General features: G+C 71.4%; 19 protein-coding genes and 1 tRNA gene. 10 read left to right on the top strand and 10 right to left on the bottom strand.

Annotated elements, in window-relative coordinates; translation table 11 throughout:
* Window positions 1-125 precede the first annotated feature (125 nt).
* Both AAHG09_RS15480 and AAHG09_RS15485 read right to left on the bottom strand, forming a co-directional pair.
* Window positions 126-1070: a ribose-phosphate pyrophosphokinase gene (locus tag AAHG09_RS15480; protein ID WP_342108298.1), complete on the bottom strand. Its 945-nt coding sequence runs from the start codon at window positions 1068-1070 to the stop codon at window positions 126-128.
* A gap of 267 nt (window positions 1071-1337) precedes the next feature.
* Entirely contained in the window at window positions 1338-1574 is a 237-nt protein-coding gene (locus AAHG09_RS15485) for a DUF4170 domain-containing protein (RefSeq protein WP_342108300.1), read from the bottom strand.
* Window positions 1575-1805: 231 nt separating this feature from the next.
* Here AAHG09_RS15485 and AAHG09_RS15490 point away from each other — a divergent pair, with 231 nt between their 5' ends.
* Window positions 1806-2258 carry a hypothetical protein gene (locus AAHG09_RS15490; RefSeq protein WP_342108301.1) on the top strand — a complete coding sequence of 151 codons (453 nt, stop codon included), beginning with the start codon at window positions 1806-1808 and terminating at the stop codon, window positions 2256-2258.
* Between the two features lie 6 nt (window positions 2259-2264).
* Here AAHG09_RS15490 and AAHG09_RS15495 read toward each other — a convergent pair whose 3' ends face one another.
* The 3 genes from AAHG09_RS15495 to AAHG09_RS15505 form a co-directional block, all read right to left on the bottom strand.
* Window positions 2265-2501, bottom strand: coding sequence for a hypothetical protein (locus AAHG09_RS15495; protein WP_342108302.1), 237 nt, complete (start codon window positions 2499-2501; stop codon window positions 2265-2267).
* A gap of 207 nt (window positions 2502-2708) precedes the next feature.
* Window positions 2709-2801, bottom strand: a tRNA-Sec gene (locus AAHG09_RS15500).
* A 94-nt stretch (window positions 2802-2895) separates the two neighbouring features.
* A complete protein-coding gene (locus AAHG09_RS15505) occupies window positions 2896-3966 on the bottom strand; it encodes an oxidoreductase (RefSeq protein WP_342108303.1) in 1071 nt (356 codons plus the stop codon).
* Window positions 3967-4164: 198 nt separating this feature from the next.
* Here AAHG09_RS15505 and AAHG09_RS15510 point away from each other — a divergent pair, with 198 nt between their 5' ends.
* From AAHG09_RS15510 to AAHG09_RS15535, 6 genes are all read left to right on the top strand, one after another.
* Window positions 4165-6528, top strand: a complete 2364-nt coding sequence (locus AAHG09_RS15510; RefSeq protein WP_342108304.1) for a sensor histidine kinase NtrY-like — start codon at window positions 4165-4167, stop codon at window positions 6526-6528.
* Window positions 6525-7889, top strand: a complete 1365-nt coding sequence (gene ntrX, locus AAHG09_RS15515; RefSeq protein WP_342108305.1) for a nitrogen assimilation response regulator NtrX — start codon at window positions 6525-6527, stop codon at window positions 7887-7889. The genes AAHG09_RS15510 and ntrX overlap by 4 nt, the downstream gene beginning before the upstream one ends.
* A gap of 361 nt (window positions 7890-8250) precedes the next feature.
* The gene (gene hfq / locus AAHG09_RS15520; RefSeq protein WP_007563033.1) at window positions 8251-8502 is read left to right on the top strand and encodes an RNA chaperone Hfq; all 252 of its coding nucleotides are present in this window, start codon (window positions 8251-8253) and stop codon (window positions 8500-8502) included.
* A 204-nt stretch (window positions 8503-8706) separates the two neighbouring features.
* Entirely contained in the window at window positions 8707-10119 is a 1413-nt protein-coding gene (gene hflX, locus AAHG09_RS15525; protein WP_342108306.1) for a GTPase HflX, read from the top strand.
* Window positions 10119-11504, top strand: coding sequence for an adenylate/guanylate cyclase domain-containing protein (locus AAHG09_RS15530; protein ID WP_342108307.1), 1386 nt, complete (start codon window positions 10119-10121; stop codon window positions 11502-11504). The genes hflX and AAHG09_RS15530 overlap by 1 nt, the downstream gene beginning before the upstream one ends.
* Before the next feature lie 86 nt (window positions 11505-11590).
* Window positions 11591-11821 (top strand): hypothetical protein, encoded by a 231-nt coding sequence (locus tag AAHG09_RS15535; protein ID WP_342108308.1) that lies wholly within the window; start codon window positions 11591-11593, stop codon window positions 11819-11821.
* A gap of 284 nt (window positions 11822-12105) precedes the next feature.
* On the opposite strand, the gene AAHG09_RS15540 is transcribed toward AAHG09_RS15535, so the two are convergent.
* The 5 genes from AAHG09_RS15540 to AAHG09_RS15560 all read right to left on the bottom strand — a co-directional run bounded on the left by AAHG09_RS15540 (window position 12106) and on the right by AAHG09_RS15560 (window position 17008).
* Complete coding sequence (locus AAHG09_RS15540) at window positions 12106-13299, bottom strand: PepSY-associated TM helix domain-containing protein (RefSeq protein ID WP_342108310.1); 1194 nt, start codon at window positions 13297-13299, stop codon at window positions 12106-12108.
* Window positions 13300-13421: 122 nt separating this feature from the next.
* Window positions 13422-14990, bottom strand: coding sequence for a galactarate dehydratase (garD, locus tag AAHG09_RS15545; RefSeq protein WP_342108311.1), 1569 nt, complete (start codon window positions 14988-14990; stop codon window positions 13422-13424).
* A gap of 10 nt (window positions 14991-15000) precedes the next feature.
* Window positions 15001-15771, bottom strand: a complete 771-nt coding sequence (locus tag AAHG09_RS15550) for an HpcH/HpaI aldolase family protein (protein ID WP_342108312.1) — start codon at window positions 15769-15771, stop codon at window positions 15001-15003.
* Window positions 15772-16274: 503 nt separating this feature from the next.
* Window positions 16275-16598, bottom strand: a complete 324-nt coding sequence (locus AAHG09_RS15555; RefSeq protein WP_342108313.1) for a hypothetical protein — start codon at window positions 16596-16598, stop codon at window positions 16275-16277.
* Window positions 16599-16747: 149 nt separating this feature from the next.
* Window positions 16748-17008: a hypothetical protein gene (locus AAHG09_RS15560; RefSeq protein WP_342108314.1), complete on the bottom strand. Its 261-nt coding sequence runs from the start codon at window positions 17006-17008 to the stop codon at window positions 16748-16750.
* Window positions 17009-17527: 519 nt separating this feature from the next.
* Between AAHG09_RS15560 and AAHG09_RS15565 the strand changes: the two genes are divergently transcribed.
* The 3 genes from AAHG09_RS15565 to AAHG09_RS15575 all read left to right on the top strand — a co-directional run bounded on the left by AAHG09_RS15565 (window position 17528) and on the right by AAHG09_RS15575 (window position 23666).
* Window positions 17528-19273, top strand: coding sequence for an outer membrane beta-barrel protein (locus AAHG09_RS15565; RefSeq protein ID WP_342108315.1), 1746 nt, complete (start codon window positions 17528-17530; stop codon window positions 19271-19273).
* A gap of 118 nt (window positions 19274-19391) precedes the next feature.
* Window positions 19392-20057: a hypothetical protein gene (locus tag AAHG09_RS15570; RefSeq protein ID WP_342108316.1), complete on the top strand. Its 666-nt coding sequence runs from the start codon at window positions 19392-19394 to the stop codon at window positions 20055-20057.
* 156 nt (window positions 20058-20213) lie between these two features.
* A complete protein-coding gene (locus tag AAHG09_RS15575) occupies window positions 20214-23666 on the top strand; it encodes a PAS domain S-box protein (RefSeq protein ID WP_342108319.1) in 3453 nt (1150 codons plus the stop codon).
* The last annotated feature ends 153 nt before the right edge of the window (window positions 23667-23819 follow it).

Raw genomic sequence — 23819 nt, forward strand, 5'->3', positions numbered from 1 at the left:
GGGCAAGGCCCTGACTGTCTCGCGCTCCGCTCGACACCGGGCGACGTCCGGCACCAGGGCTCCGCCCTGGGCCTGCGAAAGGGCTCGCCCTTTCGAAACCCCGCCCGTCTGTCCGCCTCAGGCGCTCAGTCGAACAGGCTGGAGACGCTGGATTCCGTCGCGGTCCGGCCGATCGCCTCGCCGAGCAGCGGCGCGATGGTGGCCACCCGGATGTTGCGGGCGAGCTTCACCGCCTGGGTCGGCTGGATCGAATCGGTGATCACCAGTTCCTTCATCCGCGAGGCGGCGATGCGCGAGACCGCGCCGCCCGACAGGACCCCGTGGGTGATGTAGGCCGAGACGTCCTTGGCGCCGGCGTTGAGCAAAGCCTCGGCGGCGTTGACCAGGGTGCCGCCCGAATCGACGATGTCGTCGACGAGGATGCAGGAGCGGCCCTCGACCTCGCCGATGATGTTCATCACCTCCGACTCGCCCGGGCGCTCCCGGCGCTTGTCGACGATGGCCAGCGGGCAGTCGATCCGCTTGGCGATGGCCCGCGCCCGGACCACGCCGCCGACATCGGGGGAGACCACCATGCGGTCCCCGCTCGGCAGCCGCTCCTTGATGTCGCGCACCATCACGGGGGCGGCGAACAGGTTGTCGGTCGGGATGTCGAAGAAGCCCTGAATCTGGCCGGCGTGGAGATCGAGGGTCAGCACCCGGTCGGCGCCGGCCTCCGTGATCAGGTTCGCCACCAGCTTGGCCGAGATCGGGGTGCGGCCCGAGGTGCGCCGGTCCTGCCGGGCATAGCCGAAATACGGGATCACCGCCGTGATGCGCCGGGCCGAGGACCGGCGCGCGGCGTCGATCATGATCAGCAGCTCCATCAGGTGGTCGTTCGCCGGGAACGAGGTCGACTGGACGATGAACACGTCCTCGCCGCGCACGTTCTCCTGGAGCTCGACGAAGATCTCCATGTCGGCGAAGCGCCGGACCATGCACTTGGCGAGCGGCAGCTCGAGATAGGCCGCGATCGCCTCGGCCAGGGGCCGGCTGGCATTCCCGGCGACGATCTTGATCGAGGATTTCATGAGGAGGACTTCATGGGCGGCCGCTCACGCGCGGCCGGGCTGCCCGCCGCGCTTCGAAGGCCGGCCCGCGACGGACCGGCACAATCCGATGACGGGCGAGGCTCTTAGCAGCGGGCCGGAAGTGTCACAATGCCTTCACGCAGTCCTCACCGATGCCGCACACAGGCTGCGCGGGGCGCCGCTCCCGATCGGCAGCGGCGCCGAGGTCCGATTTCGAGGCGCCGGTCGGGCGCCGAACCGGGATCCGATTCGGCGGCCCGTGCGCGCTCAGACGGTCGGCGGCTCCAGCAGCCGGTGCAGGTGGACCACGAAATAGCGGGTCTGCGCGCTGTCCACGGTGGCCTGCGCCTTGGCCCGCCATGCGGCCTGCGCCGAGGCGTAGTCCGGGAAGATGCCGACGATGTCGAGATTCGCGATGTCCCGGAAGCGGATCCCGTCGAGATCCTGCAATTCGCCGCCGAAGACCAAATGCAGCTTCTGGTCGCTGTCGATCGCCGTCGTCATGGCTGTTCCTCCCCGCTCGACCATCCTGAACGCAACCGCGGCGCTCGCAAATGGCGCGCCTGCGGTCAAGCCTGAACGCCGCATCCGAGCCCTGCCGCCGCCGCAAGCCCGGAGATCGGCAAGTACGGAGATCGGCAAGTTCGGAGATCGGCCAATCCGGAGATCGGCCAGTCCCCGCGTCGCAGGCGCTGCGACGCGCGCGCCCTCCGCCGGTCGTGCTACGAGCGACGCATGACGCGCATATTTCTCCGCCTCCCCCTCGTGGCGCTCGGCCTCGCGGCGGCGCTCGCGACGCCGCCGGCCCTGGGCCAGCAGGGCGGCCGGGCGCCGGGCCGCGCCGGACCCGACCGGAGCGCCCCCGACAAGGGCCTCGACAAGGTCCTCGATAAGGGCGCCGACAAGGCCGCCGATCGGCGGGGCGGGCCGCCGGTGATCGGCTGCCCGTCGCTGGCCAATTACCGGATGCTGATGCACGGCGGCCCGCAGGCCGCGGCCGCGCTTCTGGCCGATCCGAAGGCGGACCATCTCGGCTGCAGCGTCCTGACCCGGGGGGACATCACCGGCCTGGCCGACAGGGTCTCGCTCGGCGGCCAGAGCTACGATTGCGCCAGCCTGCGGACCACCACGGCCTGCCACTGGGTCGAGGCCGGTGCGGTCGACCGTCCCGGGTCGGCCGGGCGCTGACCCTGCTCAGCGCAGGTGGCCGCTGGCGCGCAGGTCCCGCTCCACGGCCTCGTGGACGGACCCGAGCGGATTGTCGTTCGTGGCGGCCGGCGGCGCGACGACGGGCATCGGGGCGGGCTTCGCGTCGAGATCCGGCAGCAGGCTCGGCTTGGGCTGCACCCGGCCCACGGAAAGCCGCGCGGCCGGGATGCGCAGCGCCTCGCGAAGGCCGGGCGGCAAGAGCGCGACGAGCCTGTCCAGCATGACCGGCCTCAAGGTTCGCGGCCGGGTGTCGACGGGATCGGGGCGAGGGAGGCGGACCGGTTCGTCACGAGGCACCAGTGCGGGATCGATGCGGCGCGGAGAAGCGGGACGAGCCGCCGCTCCGATACTTCAGAATTGCCGATTTTGCCGCGTGTGTCGCCCCAAGACCAATAAAGATTCCGGTATCGGGCCGGGCGGTCGGGAGCTTGGCGGAAGCGGATGGGAATCGAACCCACCGTACGCTGTTGGCGTACCGCTGGTTTTGAAGACCAGGAGGGCCACCAGACCCCGTTCGCCTCCGGGATCGGGGTTACGGGCCGCCATGGCCGGGGTCAAGGGTTCGGCCGGCGCCGGCGCGCACGACCGCCGGGGCGTGCGCAAAGGTCGCGCCCCATCACGGCGTCTGCTCGTCCGGCGCGAGCGGCAGAGCGACCGACGCCCCCGTCCGGGCGGACGTGAAGGCCGCCTCCAGACAGGCCATCACGCGGACGGCCGCCAGCGCGGCGGTGTCGTCGATCGCACCCTCGCCGATCGACGCGGCCACGCCCCGGTAGAACCGGCGCTGATCCCCGGCCACGGCCGGCCGATGCGTCACCCGCCCGGTCCCGTCGTGAAGCTCCAGATCGTCCGGATCCACGCCCCATCCCGGCGCACCGGGGGCGAGGCCGGCCAGCAGCTGTTGCTCCTGGCGGTCGGCGCCGCGCTTGATCAGGCTGCCCGCCTCGCCATGCGCCAGGAAGCGGGGCGATCCGCCGGCGACCAGCATGCTCGCGTGCAGCACCACCCGCAGATCCGGATAATCCAGCACCACATGGGCCCAGTCATCGGCGCGCGCGCCGGGGCGGAGCCGCGCGAGGTTGGCGGTGACACGCTCGGGCAGGCCGAACAGCAGGAGCGCCTGATCGAGGAGGTGGGGCCCGAGATCGTACCAGATTCCGCCGCCGGGGCCCGCGCCCTCGCGCCAGCGGTCGCGGACCTGGGGGCGGAACCGGTCGAAATGCGATTCCCAATGCCGCACCGGACCGATGAGCCCGTCCGCGATGGCGGCCCGGACGGTCAGGAAGTCGCTGTCCCAGCGGCGGTTGTGGAACACCCCGAGCAGCCGGTTCCGGCGCCCGGCCTCGGTACGGAGCGCACGGGCCTCCGCGAGATCGAGGGTGAAGGGCTTGTCGACGACGACGTGCTTGCCGGCCGCGAGCGCGGCCCGCGCCAGGGGGGCATGGGTGTCGTTGGGGGTCGCGATCACCACGAGATCGACCGCCCCCGCGGTGGCGACCGCGTATGGATCGGCGATGACCACCACACCGGGCAGGTCGGCCGCGACCCGGGCGGGACCGCGCGAGCCGATCAGCCGCAGGTCGAGCCCCGGGACGGCACGGATCAGGGGCGCGTGAAACGTCCGGCCGGCATAGCCGTAACCGATCAGGCCGACCCGGATTGCGGCATCCGGGGAAACGCCCGTCATCCCCACATCTTCCTCCCCCGCGCGGCCTGCGGCGACGCACGTCGGATTACGTCCGGGGCCGCCCGAGTCGCCACCCGAATGTCCACCCGGCCGCGATTGTCGTGCGGTGGCAAACCCGTGACAAATTCAACCTGAGCGCGTGGTCAACCGGGGCGATTCGTATTAATTCCGCCACACTGTTGTGGCCCTGCACCAGTCATGCCGTTCCTGCAGCGCTCACCCACAGAGGAAGGCCCCGTGCCGGACCCGGAAGGGCCGGGCGAGGGCGCCGGTCCGGACGCGGCTCTGGCCGAGTCGCTGCGGCCGGGGCCCCGCGGCCCGGGCTGGATCGGCGCGGCCGTGGTGGTCACCGCCCTGGTCTCGGCGCTCGCGACCTTCCTGATCCTGGCCGGCGTGATCCGTGTGACCCCGACGCCCGCCTACGGGGTGACGCTCCTCGGCATCAACGCCGCCCTGGTGCTGAGCCTCGTCTTCATCATCGCCTGGGAGGCGCGGGTCTTCCTGCACGCCCGCAAGGCCAATGCCGCGGTGGCGCGCCTGCACACCCGCATCGTCGGCCTGTTCTCGCTGATCGCGATCCTGCCCACGATCCTGCTCGCGGTGGTCGCCTCCGTGACCATCGACCGCGGCCTGTCGCTCGGCTTCACCGACCGGGTCCGCGACGTGGTGCTCAAATCCGTGGAGGTGGCCGACGCCTACCAGGAGAACCAGTGCCAGAGCCTCGCCCGGGAGATCCGGATCCTCGCCGACGACCTGACCCGCGCCCGGCCGAACTTCGACGTGAACCGCGATTGGTTCCAGAACTTCCTGACGACCCGGGCGACCAATCTCGGCCTGCCGGTCGCCCAGATTATGCGGGGGCCCACCGAGGTGGTGGCCCGGGCCAAGATCGACGTCCTCAAGACCAACCGCCTGCCCTCGGCGGCGGCCTTCGAGGACGCGGCGAGTTCGGCCGATCCGATCTGCCTGCTGCCCACCGAGGGGCGGGTCTTCGCCGCCCTGGTGCGGATGCCGGCCTATGACGACGCCGTGCTGATGGTGCAGCGGGAGGTGAGCCAGCTCGCCATCGACTTCCCCGGCGTCTCCCGGGCGGCGGCGGCCGAGTACCTCACCTACGATTCGCTGCGCCGCTCGATCCAGATCACCTTCGCGTCGGTGTTCCTGCTGATCGCCCTGATCGCGCTGCTCTCGGCGGTGTGGTTCGGCATGAACTTCGCCAACCGGTTCGTGGCCCCGATCCGGCGGCTGATCAACGCCGCCGATCAGGTCGCCTCGGGCAATTTCTACGCCCAGGTGCCGACCAAGAAGACCAGCGGCGACCTCGCCCATCTCGGCGAGAGCTTCAATAAGATGACCCAGGAGTTGCGCCGCCAGCACGCCGGCCTGATCGCGGCGAGCGACCTTATCGACACCCGCCGCCGCTTCACCGAGGCCGTGCTGTCGGGGGTCTCCCCCGGGGTGATCGGCCTCGACGCGGCGGGCTTCGTCACCATCGCCAACCCGGCCGCCGAGCGGATGCTCGATCTGGCGAGCGACGCCCTGGTCGGCCAGCCGCTGGCCCAGGCGGTGCCGGAACTCGCCCCCGTGCTCGCCGAGAGCGAGGCCCGCCCGCGCAGCCTGCAGCAGCAGCAGATCCAGCTCACCCGCTCGCGCGGCGAGCGCACCATCACGGTGCGGGTCACGAGCGAGCAGGCGCAAGGATCGTCCCGCGGCTGGGTGGTGACGCTCGACGACATCACCGACCTCGTCCAGGCGCAGCGCAGCTCCGCCTGGGGCGACGTCGCCCGCCGGATCGCCCACGAGATCAAGAACCCGCTGACCCCGATCCAGCTCTCGGCCGAGCGGATCCGGCGCAAGTACGGGAAGGTCATCACCGCCGACAAGGAGGTGTTCGACCAGTGCACCGCCACGATCGTGCGGCAGGTGGACGAGATCAAGCGCATGGTCGACGAGTTCTCGGCCTTCGCGCGGATGCCCAAGCCCGCGATCGCGCCGAACGACCTCACCGAGATCGCCAAGCAGAACCTGTTCATGATGCGCGTGGCGCACCCCGACATCGACTTCGCGTTCTCGGCCCAGGGCGGTGCGGGGAGCGCGGAGAAGATCGTGGCGGCCTTCGACATCAGGCTGCTCAGCCAAGTGATCACCAACATCCTCAAGAACGCCGTCGAGGCGGTGGCCGAGGTGCCGGAGGCCGAGCTCGGCAAGGGCAAGATCTCCCTGAGCCTCGCCGTCGAGGACGGGTTCGCGGTGATATCCGTCACCGACAACGGCAAGGGCTTCCCCGCCGAGGGCCGCCAGCGCCTGCTCGAGCCCTACATGACCACCCGCGAGGGTGGGACCGGGCTGGGGCTTGCTATCGTCAGCAAGGTGCTTGAGGAGCACGGCGGCGGGATCGAGCTGAACGACAATCCCGCCGGCCGCGGCGGCCAGGTGCGGATGCGGGTCCCGCGCGAGCACGGACCCGAGCCGGCCGCGGCACCGTCTGGAACACGACCCGTCACGACAGAGGAGAAGGGCGCCGCACCGACGGCCCCCCGGATCGCGGAGATGCACGCATGAGCGCCGATATCCTGATCGTCGACGACGAGGCCGACATCCGCGACCTCGTCGCCGGGATCCTGGACGACGAGGGCCACCGCTGCCGCACGGCCGGCGGCTCGGACGAGGCGCTGGCCGCCATCGAGGCGCGCCGGCCGCACCTCGTCTTCCTCGACATCTGGCTGCAGGGCTCCCGGCTCGACGGCCTGCAGGTGCTCGACCTCATCAAGGCGGCCAACCCCGACCTGCCGGTGGTGATGATCTCGGGCCACGGCAACATCGAGACCGCGGTCTCGGCCATCAAGGCGGGCGCCTACGACTTCATCGAGAAGCCGTTCAAGGCCGACCGGCTGATCCTGGTGGCCGAGCGGGCGCTGGAGGCCTCCCGGCTCCGGCGGGAGGTCCGCGACCTGACGGCGCGCTCCGGCGCCACCAACCGGATCGTCGGCGGCTCCCTCGCGATCAACCAGCTGCGCCAGACCCTCGACCGGGTGGCGCCGACCAACGCCCGGGTGATGATCACCGGGGCGCTGGGCGCGGGCAAGGAACTGGCGGCGCGCAGCCTGCACAAGGCCTCGGCGCGGTCGAACGGCCCGTTCGTGCTCCTGAACGCCGCCGCGATCCTGCCCGAGACCATGGAGGCCGAGCTGTTCGGCGTCGAGGGCGAGAGCGGCCGGCGGGTCGGCGCCCTTGAGGAGGCCCATGGCGGCACCCTCTACCTCGACGAGGTCGCCGACATGCCGCGGGAGACCCAGAACCGGATCCTGCGCGTCCTCGTCGATCAGAATTTCCAGCGGGTCGGCGGCACGACGCGGGTCCACGTGGATGTTCGGATCATCTCCTCGTCCTCCCGGGATCTCCAGGAAGAGATCGCCGCCGGCCGGTTCCGCGAGGACCTGTTCCACCGCCTGTCGGTGGTGCCGATCCGGGTGCCGGCCCTGTCGGAGCGCCGGGAGGACGTGCCCGAGCTGATCCAGTTCTTCATGGACAACATCTCGTCCCAGACCGGCCTGCCCAAGCGCCGGATCGCCGAGGACGCGATGGCGGTGCTGCAGTCGCACAACTGGCCGGGCAATGTCCGCCAGCTCAAGAACAACGTCGAGCGGCTGATGATCCTGACCCAGGCCGATCCGGAGCAGGAGGTCACCTCCGAGATGCTGCCCTCCGAGATCGGCGCCCTGGTGCCGACGACGCCGGGCGGCGCGGGCGGCGAGAAGCTGATGAGCCTCGCGCTCCGGGAGGCCCGCGAAATCTTCGAGCGCGAGTACCTCGTGGCGCAGATCGCCCGGTTCTCGGGCAACATCTCGCGCACCGCCGAGTTCATCGGCATGGAGCGCTCGGCCCTGCACCGCAAGTTGAAGTCCCTCGGGATCGGCCCGTAAGCCGGCGGGGCGTCCTCGGCCGCCGGGGAGAGAAGCCGGCGCGGTCTCAGGACGCGCGCCACCCGGTGGGCTCATGGGCCGATTCCGAACGGTTGTCGTAGGCTCCCGAAAAGCCCCGATGGACAACCTCGGACTTGGAGCAGCCGCGCGATTCCAATGTCCGGGGCGATGCCTTAGGGCAAATGGACGCGTTGAGAGCGACGCCGATCCGTCACGGATCGGCTGGGTACGGGGTTGCTTGCGCCCACGCTTTGACGACGTCATGTTGTATACACGGCCGCGGACAGGGTGATCGGACGATCCGGCCCGCGGCATACCCATCCCAGGCCGAGAACGCCGGGACAACAAGAAGGCCAAGAAGATGGCGGGCGAACGCGCACAGAACCTTCAGGACACCTTTCTCAACCATGTCCGCAAGAACAAGATTCCGCTGACGATCTTCCTGGTCAACGGCGTCAAGCTGCAGGGTGTCGTCACCTGGTTCGACAACTTCTGCGTGCTGCTGCGCCGGGACGGCCACTCGCAGCTGGTCTACAAGCACGCGATCTCGACGATCATGCCCGGCCACCCGGTGCAGTTGTTCGAGCCGGACGAGACCGCCGAAAAGGCGTGAGCGGTTCGATAGGGTAGGGCCGGTTCGGACGGAGCGTCTCCCTTCCCCCTCTATTTGAAGGGGGCGACGCGGAGCCGCTCGCGCGGTGCGGATCTCTGCGGCGGTAACCGGCTGGCATCTTGGCCCGGCCCGTCCGAATCCCCATTCTGACGAGTCCGAGTTCTCGAACGAAGCCGCCGGCCCCGTCGGCGCCACAAAGGCCGTATGACCGAAACGCTGACGTCCGGCGAAGCCCGCCTCCAGGCGCAGGCCGCCCCCGAGGGCGAGATCGCCGCGGCGACCCACACCCTGGTGATCGGCCCCTATCTCGCGCGCGGCGCCTACGGGACTGGCCCGGGACAGGCCGCGCCCACCCGCTCCGTGGAGGCGCGCCTCGACGAGGCCACCGGCCTCGCCGCCGCGATCGAGCTCGACGTGGTCGAGAGCCTCGCGATCAGCCTGCCGCGAATCCGCCCCTCGACCTATCTCGGCAAGGGTCGCGTCGAGGAGATCGCCGGCCTGATCCGCGCCCGGGAGATCGGCCTCGTGGTGATGGACTGCGCCCTCTCGCCTGTGCAGCAGCGCAACCTCGAGAAGGCCTGGGGCGCCAAGGTCATCGACCGCACCGGCCTGATCCTGGAGATCTTCGGCCGCCGCGCCTCCACGCGGGAGGGCACGCTCCAGGTCGAGCACGCCCACCTCGCCTATCAGAAGTCGCGCCTCGTGCGCTCTTGGACCCACCTGGAGCGGCAGCGCGGTGGCTTCGGCTTCCTGGGCGGCCCCGGCGAGACCCAGATCGAGGCCGACCGGCGCATGATCCAGGAGCGCATGACCCGGATCGAGCGCGACCTCGACGCGGTGGTGCGCACCCGCGGCCTGCACCGGCAGAGCCGGGCGCGGGTGCCCTATCCGATCGTGGCGCTGGTGGGCTACACGAACGCCGGAAAATCGAGCCTGTTCAACACGCTGACCCGCGCCGAGGTCGTCGCCAAGGACATGCTGTTCGCCACCCTCGACCCCACCGCCCGGGCGACCAAGCTGCCCCACGGCGAAACCGTCATCCTGTCCGACACGGTGGGCTTCATCTCCGACCTGCCGACCCCGCTGATCGCGGCCTTCCGGGCGACCCTGGAGGACGCCATCGAGGCCGACGTGCTGCTGCACGTGCGCGACGTCTCCCACGTGGATTCCGAGGCCCAGGCCGAGGATGTCGGGGAGGTGCTGCGCGAACTCGGCATCGAGACCAGCGCAGACCGGATCATCGAGGTCTGGAACAAGGCCGACCTCCTCGACGACGACGAGCGCACCCGGCTCCTGAACCTCAGCGGCCAGGGCAAGGCCCGCAACGACCGCGACAGCGCCGCGCCGGTCCTGGTCTCGGCCCTGACCGGGGAGGGGCTCGCCGCCCTCACCAGCCGGATCGAGGCCCGGATCGGGCGCAACCGGGCGAGCTTCGCGGTGGCGCTGCCGCCGGAGGACGGGGCGGCCCTGAACTGGCTCTACGAGAACGCCGAGATCCTGGACCGCCGGTCGGAGGCTGACGGCACCCTGCATCTGGCGGTGCGGATCGCCCCCGAGAAGGAGCCGCGCTTCCTCAACCGGTTCACGGCGGCCCGGCGCCTCGGCCGGGGCGGCTGATGGCCTTGGGCCGCGCCGGCACCCCGCCGCTCCCCGGCCTGCGGACGGCGCGGGCGCCGGTGGCGCGCCGCGCGGTGCCGCCGGATCAGGACGAGGACGCGGTGCTGCGCGCCATGCAGGCCGGCGGGGGCCTGCGCCTGCTCGGCCTGCGCATCGTGATCGTGCTGGTGCTGCTGATGGCAGCCCAGGCCTATGACGGCTCGCTGCACGCCCTGAGCCATTGGTTCATCCTGGCCCTCTACGGCCTGGGCACGGTCTGGTTCGGGCTGCGCGAGCGGGGCGGCGGGCCGGCGGCTTCGGCCTATAGCTGGGCCGGCACCGGGCTCAATGCCGGGCTCGCCGTCTACGTGCTGATCGAGCACATGCTGGCCGGCGGCGGGGCGGGCCTCGGCGCCGATGCGGTGAGCCGCCTGCCGGCGTTCCTGCTCCTGCTCCAGACCGGCCTGAGCATGCGGGTGGCCCAGACCGTGGTGTTCTGCGGCCTCGTCGGCGCCTGCTGGAGCGCGACCTTCCTGATCGGGCTCCTGCATCCGGAGCTGTTTCCGAACGAAGAAACCTTCCCGACCGCGCAGCTCACGGGCCTCGCCACCTTCGCGGCGGCGGGCCTGCTGGTGGTGGACGGGGTGGTCCGCCTGCGCGGGGCGGTGGCGCGGGCCCTGCGCATGGAGCACGAGCGGACCCGGCTCGCGCGCTTCGTGCCGGATGCGGTCGCCCTCGACCTGTCGGCCGAGGATGGCGACTCGGCGCTCGGCATCCACCGGCGCCACGCCTGCCTGATGATCCTCGATATCCGCGGCTTCTCCCGGCTCTCGGGCGAGCACCCGCCGGAGACCATGGTGGCGGCGCTCCTCGCCGTGCGGGCGGCCGCGCAGGCGGCGGTGGCCGAGGCGGGCGGGATCGTCGACAAGTATATCGGCGACGCGGTGCTGGTGCAGTTCGTGGTCGACCGGCCCGACGCGCAGGCGCGGGCGGCCCTCGCCTGTGCCCTGTCGCTGCGCCGCCGGATCGCGGCGCTCAATCACGCGCGGGCCGCGGAGGGCCTGTTCACCCTGCGGGTCGTGGTCGCCCTGCACGCGGGCGACCTGCTGGTCGGGGTGTTCGACGACGGGGTCCGGGCCGAATACACGGTGCTGGGCCCGGCCATGAACGCCCTGTCGCGGATCGAGGCCCAGGCCAAGGCGGCCAATCTCGAACTCGCCGCCTCGGGGGATTTTCTGGATCTGCTCGGCGGCACGTTGCCGGACGGCGTCCGGGCGGTTCCGGTGCCGCGGGCGGTGCTGCCCGAGGGGCTCACCCTGTTCGCCCTCGCGCCGGATGGGGATTCCGCCCCGCCCGGCCCCCGCACCGCGGGCGGGGCGACGTCCGCCGCCCGCCTGGACCCGTGAGGCGGCGCGACGCTCGGTCCCGGAACCCGCAAGGATTCTAATCCGTTCGGTCGTCGCGGCGCAGGGTCGCGGAGAACGATCAGATCATGAACAAGCTCATCCTCGGCGCGACGCTCGCGCTCGGCCTCGTCGTCGGCGCCGCCAGCCCGACCCTGGCGGCCCCCGGCGACGGCCTCGACCGGAATGCCGTCGCCACGGGCAACAGCAATATGGGCGGCATGCACCGCACCGCCCGGATGCAGTCGCGGATGGCGCGCCACCGCATGATGCACCGGCACCACCGCCGTCACCACATGATGCGCCGGCACATGCGCTGAGCGGCGTACGCGTCGGTTTGAAGGATCACGCAGCGCTCTGCGCCGACGTCGCCCCCGGCTCGGCGCGGAGCGTGTCTTCGACCCGAACCTCGGATGTTCGGGCTTTCGCAGGGGTTCCGCCCCGTCCCTTCATGCCGGATCGATCCGTGCCGCTGGCGCTCCCCCTGTCCGGGCATGGATGTGCGAACCCCCGGAGCCCACGGGCTGGGCTGCCCCCTCGAAGGGGCTGAGCCCTCTGAGATCCCGCCCGTTTGGGCCAGGGTGATCTCAGCCGCGAATACCGCTCAAGGATTGGCCGCGTGCAGGGTCGTCCGCACGGCCTCCGGCCGGCGCCGGGCAGCCGCCCGGCGGCGCAGGACGTAAAGCGTCAGGCCGGTCGCCGCGAAGCCCGGCATGGCGAGCGCCGCGAGGCAGAACAGCAGGGCGACCAGGCCGCCGAAGAAGCGGCCGCGATGGACTTCCAGGATGTTGTCCATGAGGCGCTTGCCCAGCGGCGTGTCGGCGGCGCGCTCGGCCGCCAGCAGCGCGCCGGTGGCGGCGTCGTAGCGGGCCTCGTTGCGGGCACTCAGGTCATCGACGCCCTTCGGCAGCCAGCGGATCCGGATCGCCTTCGCGTCGGGGCTCGGCAGGGTCAGGATCGCGGTGCCCGCCGCGTGCCCCTCGCCGGCCCGGAACGCCGCCCAGGCCCGGTCGACCGCGGCTGGCCCGGATGCGTCGACCGCCGCCTCGGGGGCAACCCGGCGGCCGGCGGCGCGCATCGGCTTCGCCGCCGCCCGCTCGCCCACCAGCAGCCACGCGGCGCCGTCCTTGAAGGACGGGTAGGACCATGTCAGCCCCGTCAGCGCCATGACGCCGTAGACCGGTATCAGCCACGTCCCCGCCACGGCGTGGAGCGACCACCAGCGCGCCCGGCCCGGCCGGGACAGGCTCGGCTTCAGCCAGACCCGCCAGCGGTGGATCTTGGGCCAGCGCAGGTAGAGGCCGGTCCCCAGGAAGACGAGGAGCGCCAGCACGCAGGCGCCCGTGATGGTGCGGCCCCAGCCCTTGGAGCCGCCGGGGAGCAGCAGCCAGCGGTGCAGGTCCCGCACCGTGGTGAACGCCCCCTCCAGCCGCACCGGGCCGAGCACCGTGCCGTCATAGGGGTCGGCATAGACCGAGGGCGGCCGTTCGCGGGTCGCGGGGTCGCGGGCGAAGCGGACGAAGACGCTCGCCGCCGGGTCGTCCGACAGGGTCAGGCCGTTCACCGGAAACCCGGCCTGCGCGGCGATCCGCGCCGCCAGGGCGGCGGGCGGCAACGCCTGCCGGTCACCAGCCGTCACCGTCAGACGGTCGTGGTTGGCGAAACCGGTGACCGCCTCCTCATAGCTCATCAGCGCCCCGGTCACGCCCATCAGCGCCAGCACGAGGCCGGCCGTGAGGCCGAGCGCCCAGTGCAGGCGGAACAGGACGGTGCGGAGGGAGGGAATCACGAACGGCATGGCAGTGGCGGCTGCCTAGCAGAACCCAGCCAAGCTGACGACGCCGCGGGGCGCATGCCCGGCGGCCCAATCCGGGCGGCCCAAGCCCGGCGGCCCAAGCCCGGCGGTCAGGGCCGCACGCCTCAGGTGATCGGCGCCGGGTTGAACAGGGTCAGGTCGTTGAACAGCCCCCACTGGTCGGACCAGGGGCGCTTGCGCCCGCTCGCCACGTCGAGGATCAGGTGGAACAGCTCCCAGCCGACCGCCTCGATCGTCGCTGCGCCGGTGGCGATCCGGCCGGCATCGAGGTCGATCAGGTCGGACCAGCGCTCGGCGAGTTCCGTCCGGGTGGCGACCTTGATCACCGGCGCCTGGGCCAGGCCGTAGGGCGTGCCGCGACCGGTTGAGAACACCTGCAGGGTGATGCCGGAGGCGAGCTGCAGCGTGCCGCAGACGAAGTCGCTCGCCGGGGTCGCGGCGAAGATCAGGCCCTTCTCGCGCACGCGTTCACCGGGGGCCAGCACGCCGGAAATGGCGCTGGTGCCGGACTTGGCGACCGAGCCCAGGGCCTTCTCGACGATGTTGTTGAGGCCGCCCTTCTTGTTGCCGGGCGACGGGTTGGCCCGGCGGTCGGCCTCGCCCTTGGCGAGATAGGCGTCGTACCACGCCATCTCGCGGATCAGGGCCTCGGCGACCTCCGGACTCTTCGCCCGCGGGGTCAGGAGATGAATCGCGTCGCGCACCTCCGTCACCTCGGAGAACAGTACGGTGGCGCCGCACCGGACCAGCAGATCGGCCGCGAAGCCGAGCGCCGGGTTGGCGGTCACCCCCGAGAACGCGTCGCTGCCGCCGCATTGCAGGCCGACCACCAGATCGGAGGCCGGGCAGGTCTCGCGGGTGCGCCGGTTCAGCACCTCCAGGCGGGCCTCGGCCATCGCCAGGATGCTGTCGATCATCGCCGAGAAGCCCCGGTGGCGCTCGTCCTGCAGGCGCACCACCCCGTCGCCGGCGGCGCCCGCATCCGGCAGTAGGCGCTCCGAGACGAGCTTCTCGCAGCCGAGGCCGACGACCATGACCTCGCCGCCGAAATTCGGGTTCTGCGCGAGGCTCTGGAGCGTCCGGATCGGCACCACCGCCTCGGGGGCGTTGATGGCGACGCCGCAGCCATAGGCGTGGGTCAGGCCGACCACGTCGTCGACGTTCGGGTAGCGCGGCAGCAGCTCCTGCTTGATCCGCCGGATCGCCACGTCGAGGGTGCCGGCGACGCATTGCACGCTGATCGAGATCGCCAGGATGTTCTTGGTGCCGACCGACCCGTCCGGGTTGCGGTAGCCCTCGAAGGTGTAGCCCTCCAGCGGGGGCAGGGGGGCCGGCACCCGGGTGGCGTGCTCCAGGGCGTCGAGGGCGGGGGCGACGGGGGTCGCGACCCGGGATTCCTCGACCCAGGCGCCCCGGGGCATCGCCTGCGTGGCGATGCCCACCACCTCGCCGTAGCGGCGGACCTCCCCGCCCTCCGGGATGTCGGTGAGCGCCACCTTGTGGCCCTGCGGCACGAACTCGACGAGTTCCAGCCCGTCCGGGAACACCGTGCCGGCCGGCAGCCCGAAGGCGTTGACCACGATGGCGACGTTGTCGGTCTCGCTCAGGCGGATCGTGCGCGGCACGTCGCCGGCGGCTTGCGGACGGGTCGGAGCGTCGATCTCGGCTTGCATCGGGGTGCCCTCAGCTTGCGGAGCGGAAGCGCCCGGCCAGCGCCTCGGCGTTGCGGGCGAGCAGGCCCAGATCCGAGCCCACGGCGGTGAACCGGGTGCCGGCCGCGATGTAGCGCTTGGCCAGGTCCTCGCTCGGGGTCAGGATGCCGGCGTGCTTGCCGGCCTTCACGATCCGGCCGACGGCCTCCTCGATGGTGCGGACCACCTCCGGATGGCCCTGCTGGCCGAGATAGCCGAGGCTGGTCGACAGGTCGCCGGGCCCGATGAACACGCCGTCCACGCCCTCGACGGCGGCGATCGCGTCCAGATTGTCGAGGGCCCGGCGCGACTCGACCTGCACGATCACGTAGATCTCGGACTCGCTGCGGGTGTGGTAGTCCGGGATGCGGCCGAACCGGGCGGCCCGGGGGGCCTGCGAGAAGCCGCGGATGCCCCGGGGGGCGTAGCGGGTCGCCGCGACCACCCGCTCGGCCTGGGCGGCATCGTCGATGTTGGGGATCATCAGCGACTGGGCGCCGGCGTCCAGGATGCGCTTGATGGTGATGGGATCGTCGCTCGGGACCCGCACCACCGGGCTGGTGGCGTTCTCCATCATCGCCTGAAGCTGGACGTAGATGTCCCGCAGGTCGTTGGCGGAGTGCTCCATGTCGAGGAGCAGCCAGTCGAACCCGGCCCCGGCGACGATCTCGGTCGAGATCGGGCTCGCGAGGCTGCACCACAGGCCTATCTGCTGGCGGCCTTCGGCAAGCGCCGCCTTGAAGCGGTTGGTGAGGCTGTCCATCGCGAGTCCTTCCCTGGGGCTTTGGGCGTCTGCGCGCCGTCCGCCCCATCACGCGCAGCCTTTGACCGGAAGGTCAAAGCCAAAGGCTGGATCGATCAATGCGCGCCCTGCATCAATCCGTCGGGCCGATCGGATGCAGACGCATATTGAGCCGGGTCGTCCGTGTCACGCCGCCAAGCCCGGTGCGGTTCGACCCGGCGCGGCGCGGGCACGGCGAGCGGCTGGTGCGCCCCAGAAGTCGCCCGTCGAGGACACGCCCCAGCACCTGATCTGCCGCGACGGGGCGGCCGCGCCCTGAGGGGATCGCGCTCGGCTCGAACATCCGCCGATCAGAGCCCGTCCGTTTGGCTGAGACGCGACTCGTGAGGGCACACGAACAGAAACCGTCCCCGATCGGTGTGCGATCGGGGACGGTTTCCTGGCCAAACCATCATGACTGCGCGCAGGCGACGGCCCCGCGGCTCGGGGGCGATCCGTTCGAACTCAGCGCGACCGGGCGTCGATCAGCAGCTCAGCCGCCGGCCTTCCTTGCGCCCGAACACGCGCCAATGCGCGGCGCCGGATTCCATTTGGCCGTTGGCCACGGCGCGGCGGACATCCGGGTTGCAGCGGAGATACTCGCGCTCGTCGAAGCCGTAGGCGGCGCGCCCGCCGCGGTAATCGTCCCGGTCGCGGTAGCCGCGGTCCCGGTCGTCATAGTCGCGATCCCGGTAGCCGCGGTCGCGATAGCCGTATCCGTCGTCGTAGGGGCGGGGCTGCGCCGTGACCGGGCCGACGACGCCCAGAACACCGATGGTCACTGCGGCCGCTGTCAGAAGTGCCTTCATGGTTTAATCCTCCCCATCCTCCGTTCGGTGGGCTGAAACGCGTCGCGCCGGGAATGGTTCGACCGGCTTGGCCTCAGCTCGGCCGCGGCGGGAGCGCCAATCCGCCCCCATCGCGGCCGCCGCGGAGCAGGCCCCGCGGCGGGTCTCGCTCACATCCGGTGCATCATGCGGTGGCGCATCTCACGGCGCATCTCGTGACGCTCCATCCGGCGCTCCATCCGGTGGCGCATCATCCGGCGCTCCATGCGACGGCGCATCATGTGGCGCTCCATCCGGTCCATCTGGACGGTCGAGACCATGCCGGCGGGCGCCGCGACGGCGGCGGGCGCGAGCGGGGCGGCGGAAGCCGGGAGCGCCAGGGTGCCGCCGAGGGCGGCGAGCAGCGCCGCGGTGAGGATCGAATGACGCACGGAAAAATCCTTTCTCGCCGCCCCGATGGGGACGGACATGCTCCACGAGCGCGCAATGGAAGATCATCCATCCGGGGCTCGCTCAGGAAGCCGGGGGCCGCCGGGATGGTTCCAAGGCTTGAAACCGGGATGCCGATTTCGGCTCGGGCGGTGATGCCGGCCCGCATCACCCCGCATCGTCATCCGCGGGAGCGATATCCCGGCCGAAGCGAACGACGCGTCATCGTCCGTCGCCACAACACAATACACTGCCATGATACAAATATTCAATCCAAACCAAGAGGTTAATCAGGTCATAAATTGATATAAATCTTGCAAAATACAGTCCTATACAAACACAGAAGACGCTTTACAAAATCATATTCCAGCGAGATATCTTGCTCTCAATCGCGATCCGATCACATGGGATGAAACATCATCCATCGAGATCCCGATTTTAACGGCTCTTTTACCATGAAGCCGTAGCGCACGATGAGGCGTGACGCGAAAATCGCGCGCGCCGGGGGGGGTTTTTACGATATGCAGCGGACCGTTGGTTCAGGACTTCTTCTGGCCTTCCTGTCGCAGACCGCCCTCGCCGCGGATCTTCCCCGGGCGCCCGGGCCCGATCCCGTCAAGCCGGATCTCGCCCTGTCGCCGCCCGTCACGTGGTCGGGCCCCTATGCGGGTCTGTTCGCCGGGTACGGTGCGCTCGGCAGCGCCACACGCTTCCTCTGCACGGATCAGGCCGGGGGCGCCGTTGGCGACTGCCCGATCCTCCCGTCGCGGCACGCCTCGGACGGCAGCTTCATCGGGGGCGGCGAGATCGGCTACACCTGGCAGGCGCCGTTCGGCCTCGTGGCCGGGGCCGCCGCGGATTACCAGTTCACCCGCCTCTGGGGCTACGGCCGACAGCAGGGCGACTTTTCGACCGCCGGGGGCGCCAGCATCCCGGACAGCGTCGCCAATTTCGGTCAGCGGCTGGACGACCTCGCGACGGTCCGCGGCAGGCTGGGTTTCGCCCTCGACCGGACCCTGGTCTACGCGACCGCCGGCTTGGCCGTCGGCAACGTCCGGATCGACAACAACCTGTCCCTGGTCCTGCGCTCCGGCTTGAACCTGCCGCCGGTGGCTTCGTTCGACGGTCGCGGCGGTGCGGTGCGCGTCGGCTACGTGGTCGGCGCCGGCATCGAGCACGCCGTGAGCGAGCATCTCTCCGCGAAGGTCGAGGGTCTGTACTACGATCTCGGCTCCCGGGCGGTCGTGCCCGGTCAGACGGCCGGAGACCTGCCCGGCTATCGCGCCGGCACCCGCGTCAAGACGGACGGATTCCTGGCCCGGGCCGGCCTCAATTACCGGTTCGGGGCCGGGCTGCCCGACCTGCCGCCGGCGGGACCGGCCGGACCCGCCACCTGGGCGTTCGAGGGCGGGCTGCGCTATGTCTTCAGCTCCGGCAGCCCCCGCGAGACGCTGAAAGACAGCGTCAACCCGGCCCTGGTGAATTCCCGCCTGATCTACGGCGGCGCGCAGGCCCATGCCGGGGAGAGCTTCGCCCGGCTCGCGCACAAGCCCACGGGCCTGTTCGTCAAGGGCTTCCTCGGGACGGGCGGCGTCACGGACGGGCGTCTCTCGGACGAGGATTTCCCGCCTGGATTCACGCCCTATTCGAAGACGCTCCACCCGATCAAGGACGGCGACATCAGCTACGGCACCGTCGATTTCGGCTACGATCTGCTGCGCCGGGACGGCTTCAAGCTCGGGGGCTTCTTCGGGTACCAGTATTTCTCCGAGCTGTATAACGGGTACGGCTGCCGGCAGGTCGCCGCGAACAGCATCTGCAACCCACCAAATCCGAACGGCATCAAGGGCCTCGGCGAGAACATGCAGTGGAACGCCCTGCGCGTCGGCGTGATCGGCGAGGCGCGGTTCGACCGGGTCCGGCTCAGCCTGGAGGGCGCCTACCTGCCGATCGTGGCCGTGGACGGCGTCGACCGCCACTGGCTCCGGCCGGACATCAATCCGGGGCCCGAAGGGGGACGGGGCGACGGCTACGTCCTGGAGGGCATCGTCTCCTACGACCTGACGCCGTCCGTGAGCGTCGGCGTCGGCGGCCGCTACTGGCGGATGCAGACCGACAAGGCGCAGGCGGCCTTCCCGCTGTCGTCGCCGAGCCCGATCAGGTTCGAGACCAACCGCTACGGCGGCTTCGTCCAGCTGTCCTACAGGCTGGCCGATTTCGGCCTCGGCGAAGCGGGGGCCCAGCCGGTCCTGATCCGCAAGGATTGAGGCCGCCCCGGTCGGTGTCCCCGGCGGGTCACCGGCCCTTGTTCCCGGCGGGCCGGAGGATCCCGGCCGCCGGGGCGCGGCGCATGCGGGCGCCGAGACCCGATCCGAGGAGGCGACGATGCCGTTCCACCCCCCGTCGCGGCCGCGCGCCGCCCGCCCCGCAGGCATCATCGGGCTCGGCCTGATCGCGGGCCTTGCCGTCGCCCCCGTCCGGGCGGAGCCCGCCTCCGACACCACGGTGGCGTGGCACTGCTACCGCAACGCCGCCGCGACGGTGCTGGCGACCGAGAAGACCGAATCCGTCGGCAGCCGGTACTGGCTGCGCAGGAGCACCGCCGATCTCAAGGCCGATTGCGCCGTGGAGCAGCGGCCGAGCGACCGGGTCCTGGGCGCCGACGACCCGAGCGACGCGAAGGGCTGGAGCGCCTACAGCACCATCGCCCTCGTCGGAGGTCTCCTGATCCTCGACGAGGGCACCAGCCCGGACCAGAACCTCGTGATCGTCGAGGTCCCGGCGGGGCGCAAGATCCTCGATGTCGGCTACTCGGTGCAGGAGGGCTGCAGCCCGAGTTCCGGCTGCCAGAGCGAGGAATTCCGGTTCGACGACACGGAGCTCACCTTCTGGAGGCAGATCAAGGACAAGCCGACGCCCAGGAATTGTCCGGGCTATGCCGGCTTCATGAAGACCACGGGCTCGGCCGCCCTTGAGGAGCGGTCGGTGTTCACCTTCGCGACGCGGAAGCTGGCGGGGAGCGGCACGAAGCGGTGTACGGCGCGGCAGTAGCGCGCAGGAGGGCCGGACGATCGTCACCCGAGGCGCCCATGCCGCAGGCGGTCGGCAAGGAATCCGCAACCATCGGATGAGAAAGCTGCGGCCCAACAGCACCGCCGGTGCTCACGGGGCGCGGTTCGCGCCGGTCGAACGGATCCGCCCGCGCCGATGCAGACAGCTGCGCCTCCCCCGGCCGCGCCGCCGAGCCCCGTCGGGCCCGCCTCCGGGCGCGATCCGGAGAGCTGGGACGGCGCGGCCGGCTTCGGCCAATGGCGCCTCGATCCGTCGACCCGCCGCGTCACCCGCTCGGCCGGGCTCGCACGCCTCCTCGGCGTACCGGACGCGCGCGACCTCGCCTTCGCGGACCATTTCGCCTGCTATCATCCGGACGACCGCCCCGGCGTGACCGCGCGGGTGGAGGGGATCCTGTCCGGGGACCGGCCGGCGGACCCCTATCAGGCGCGGGCGCGCATCGTGCGGCCGGACGGCACCGGCCTCGACGCGATCATCCAGGGCGTGCCGGAATTCGGGCCCGACGGCGCCCTCGTCGCCCTGCACGGCATGCTCCTCGACGTGAGCGACCTCGTCCGGTCCGAGCGGCGCGCCCACGAAACCGACCAGCTCCTGCGCGGAATGCTGGACAGCATGGACCAGGGCCTCGTGGTGCTCGACGCCGCCCAACGGGTCCGCGTGTTCAACCGCAGCGCCGCGGCGCTGCTCGACCTGCCGGGCGACGTGCTGCACGCGGGCGTCGCCTTCCCGGACATCCACGCCTACCAGCGCGCCCGGGGCGACTTCGCGGCCGCCGAGACCGGTCTGCGGCTCGGGAGCGCCGGACGCGACCTGGGGGCGCTTCCGCCCCTGTTCGACTGGCGCCTGCCCACCGGGATCACCCTGGAGGTCCGCCGCTCCGGCCTCGCGGATGGCGGGGCGGTCCTGACCGTCACCGACGTGACGCAGCACCGGATCGCCGAGCAGGCGGTGGAGGAGAGCGAGCGCCGCTATCGGCTGCTCACCGAGAACAGCACCGACATCGTCATCTGGTCCGACCTGACGACCTGCCGCCGCTACGTGTCGCCCGCCGTGCGCGCCGTCCTGGGCTACGATCCGGAGGACCTGATCGGGACGCAGCCCCTCGACTTCGTCCATCCCGACGACGTGGCGGCCTACCGCGCCGTCCTCGACGGGCTGACCAGCGGCCGCACCGCGCAGGCCCTGACCTGCCAGCGCTACCGGCACCGGGACGGCCATTGGGTCTGGCTGGAGATCTCCTTCAGCCTGACCCACGCCCGGGCGACCGGGGCGGCCGACGGCTACGTGGCCACCTTGCGCGACGTGAGCGCCCGCAAGGCCGCCGAGGAAGCCCTGCGCCTGAGCGAGGCGCGCTACCGGGCGCTGGCGGACGCGCTGCCGCAGCTCGTCTGGATCGCCTCCGTGGAGACCGGGGAGGCGACCTACGTCAACCGGCGCTTCGAGGATTACTACGGTCCGATCGGTCCGTCCCGGGCCGCGCGCCTCGCCCGCAACCACCCGGAGGATGCGGAGCGGATGGAGCAGCTGTGGCGCAATGCGCGCGCGCAGCGGACCGGCTACGAGGTCGAGGGGCGGCTGCGGCGGCAGGACGGTGCCTATCGCTGGCACAAGGTCGTGGTCCTGCCGATCTGGCAGGGCGAGGCGATGGTCGGGATGCTCGGCACGGCCCTCGACATCGACGAGATCGTGACGTCGCGGCGCGCCGTCGAGGATGCGAGCGGTCTGCTGCTGCTGGCCCAGCAGGCCGCCAAGGCGGGCACGTGGCACCTCGACCTCGACAGCAGCCGGATCACGTGGTCGGCGGGGAGCGCGCGCCTGCACGGGATCGAGACCGAGCGGGAATACGCGCTCGACGCGCAGACCTGGCTGACCCTGATCGACCGCCAGGACGGCGAGCGCGCCCTGGAGGTCGCCGCGGCGGCCGCCGAGACGGGCGAGACGTTCTCGATCGAGTTCCGGGTCCCGGATGCGGAGGGCCGCATGCGCTGGATCAACGGCGTCGGCCGCGCCGCGCCCGGACCGGACGGGCGCTCGCGGCGGATGATCGGCCTCAACATCGACATCACCGCCCGGAAGGCCGCCGAGGCGGACCTGCTCGCCGCCAAGGCCGTGGCGGACGCGGCGCGGCTGGAGGCCGAGCGTGCGAGCGCGGCCAAGAGCGAGTTCCTGGCCGCCATGAGCCATGAGATCCGCACGCCGCTCAACGGGGTGATCGGCTACGCCGACCTGCTCCTCGACGAGCCGGATCTCGGGCCGGCGGCGCGCCGGCACGCCGACCGCATCCGCACCGCCGGGGCGGCGCTCCTCACGGTGGTCAACGACGTCCTCGACTTCTCGAAGGTCGAGGCCGGACAGGTCGAGATCGTGCCCCGGCCCTTCGCCCTCGCGGCGCTGATCGACAACGCGGTCTCGATCGTGCGCCCCTCGGCCGAGCGCAAGGGCCTCGCGCTCGCGGTCACCTGCGACCCGAACCTGCCGGCCTGGATCGAGGGCGACGAGGACCGGCTGCGTCAGGTCCTGCTCAACCTGCTCACCAACGCGGTGAAGTTCACCCCGGCGGGGCGCATCGGCCTGACGATCGCGGCCGGCCCGGGTCGCCTGCGCTTCGAGATCCACGACACCGGGATCGGCATCCCGGCGGACAAGTGCGACCGCCTGTTCCGGCGGTTCTCGCAGGTCGACGGCTCGATCAGCCGCGAATATGGCGGGACGGGCCTCGGCCTCGCCATCTCGAAATCCCTCGTCGAGCTGATGGGTGGGACGATCGGCGTGGCGAGCGCGGTGGGGTGCGGCTCGATCTTCTGGTTCGAGGTCGCGCTCCCCGCGGCGAAGCCGGCCACGCCCGTCGCGGCGCCGTCCGCCGCGCTGGCCCGGGCGACCGGCAAGCACCTGTTGCTGGCCGAGGACGTGCCGCTGAACCAGGATCTCGCCCGGACGATCCTCGAACGGGCCGGGCATGCGGTCGATGTGGTGGGCGACGGGGTCGCCGCGGTGGCGGCCGTCCAGGCCCGGCCCTACGACCTCGTGCTGATGGACGTGCAGATGCCCGTGATGGACGGGATCGCGGCGACCCGGCGGATCCGCGCGCTGGGCGAGCCGCGGGGTCGGCTGCCGATCGTGGCGATGACCGCGAACGTCCTGCCGGAGCAGGTGGCCGAGCTGCGCGCGGCCGGCCTCGACGACCATGTCGGCAAGCCGTTCCGCGCGCAGGCCCTGCTCGCCGTGATCGACCGCTGGACCGGGGCACCCGCGGCGGCACCGCCCGCCACGATCGACCGCGCGGTCCTCGACGAGATGACCGAGATGGTCGGGCGCGCCCGGATGAACGACCTGCTGGCGATGCTGGCCAAGGAGCTGACCCAGCGGTTCGGCGCCGCCGCGCCCGAGACGAGCCGCGACCGGCTCTTGCTGGACGCCCACGCGATGGTGTCGGCGGCCAGCATGGTGGGCTTTGCCGGGCTCGCCGAGACCTGCCGGGCGGTCGAGGCCGCCTGCCGGGCCGGGGAGGATGTCGCGCCGATGCTCGGTACGCTCCGGGCCCGCACGGCGGTCACGCTCGCCGAGATCGAGGCCCTGCGGGCCGCTTGAGGCCGGCCGCGCGGACCCGTGAGCCTGCTCCGCCGGCACGGCGCCGGTTCGGCGAGCGCGCCAGAGGACGAAAGCTCAGTGGATCCCGGATGTTGGCCGGGAATCCGGAAGCATCGCGTCAAACGGCCCCGCGCCGCCACCTTCCCGGGTGCA

Source organism: Methylobacterium guangdongense (genome assembly GCF_038442355.1).
In the GTDB taxonomy this organism is placed as follows: domain Bacteria; phylum Pseudomonadota; class Alphaproteobacteria; order Rhizobiales; family Beijerinckiaceae; genus Methylobacterium; species Methylobacterium guangdongense.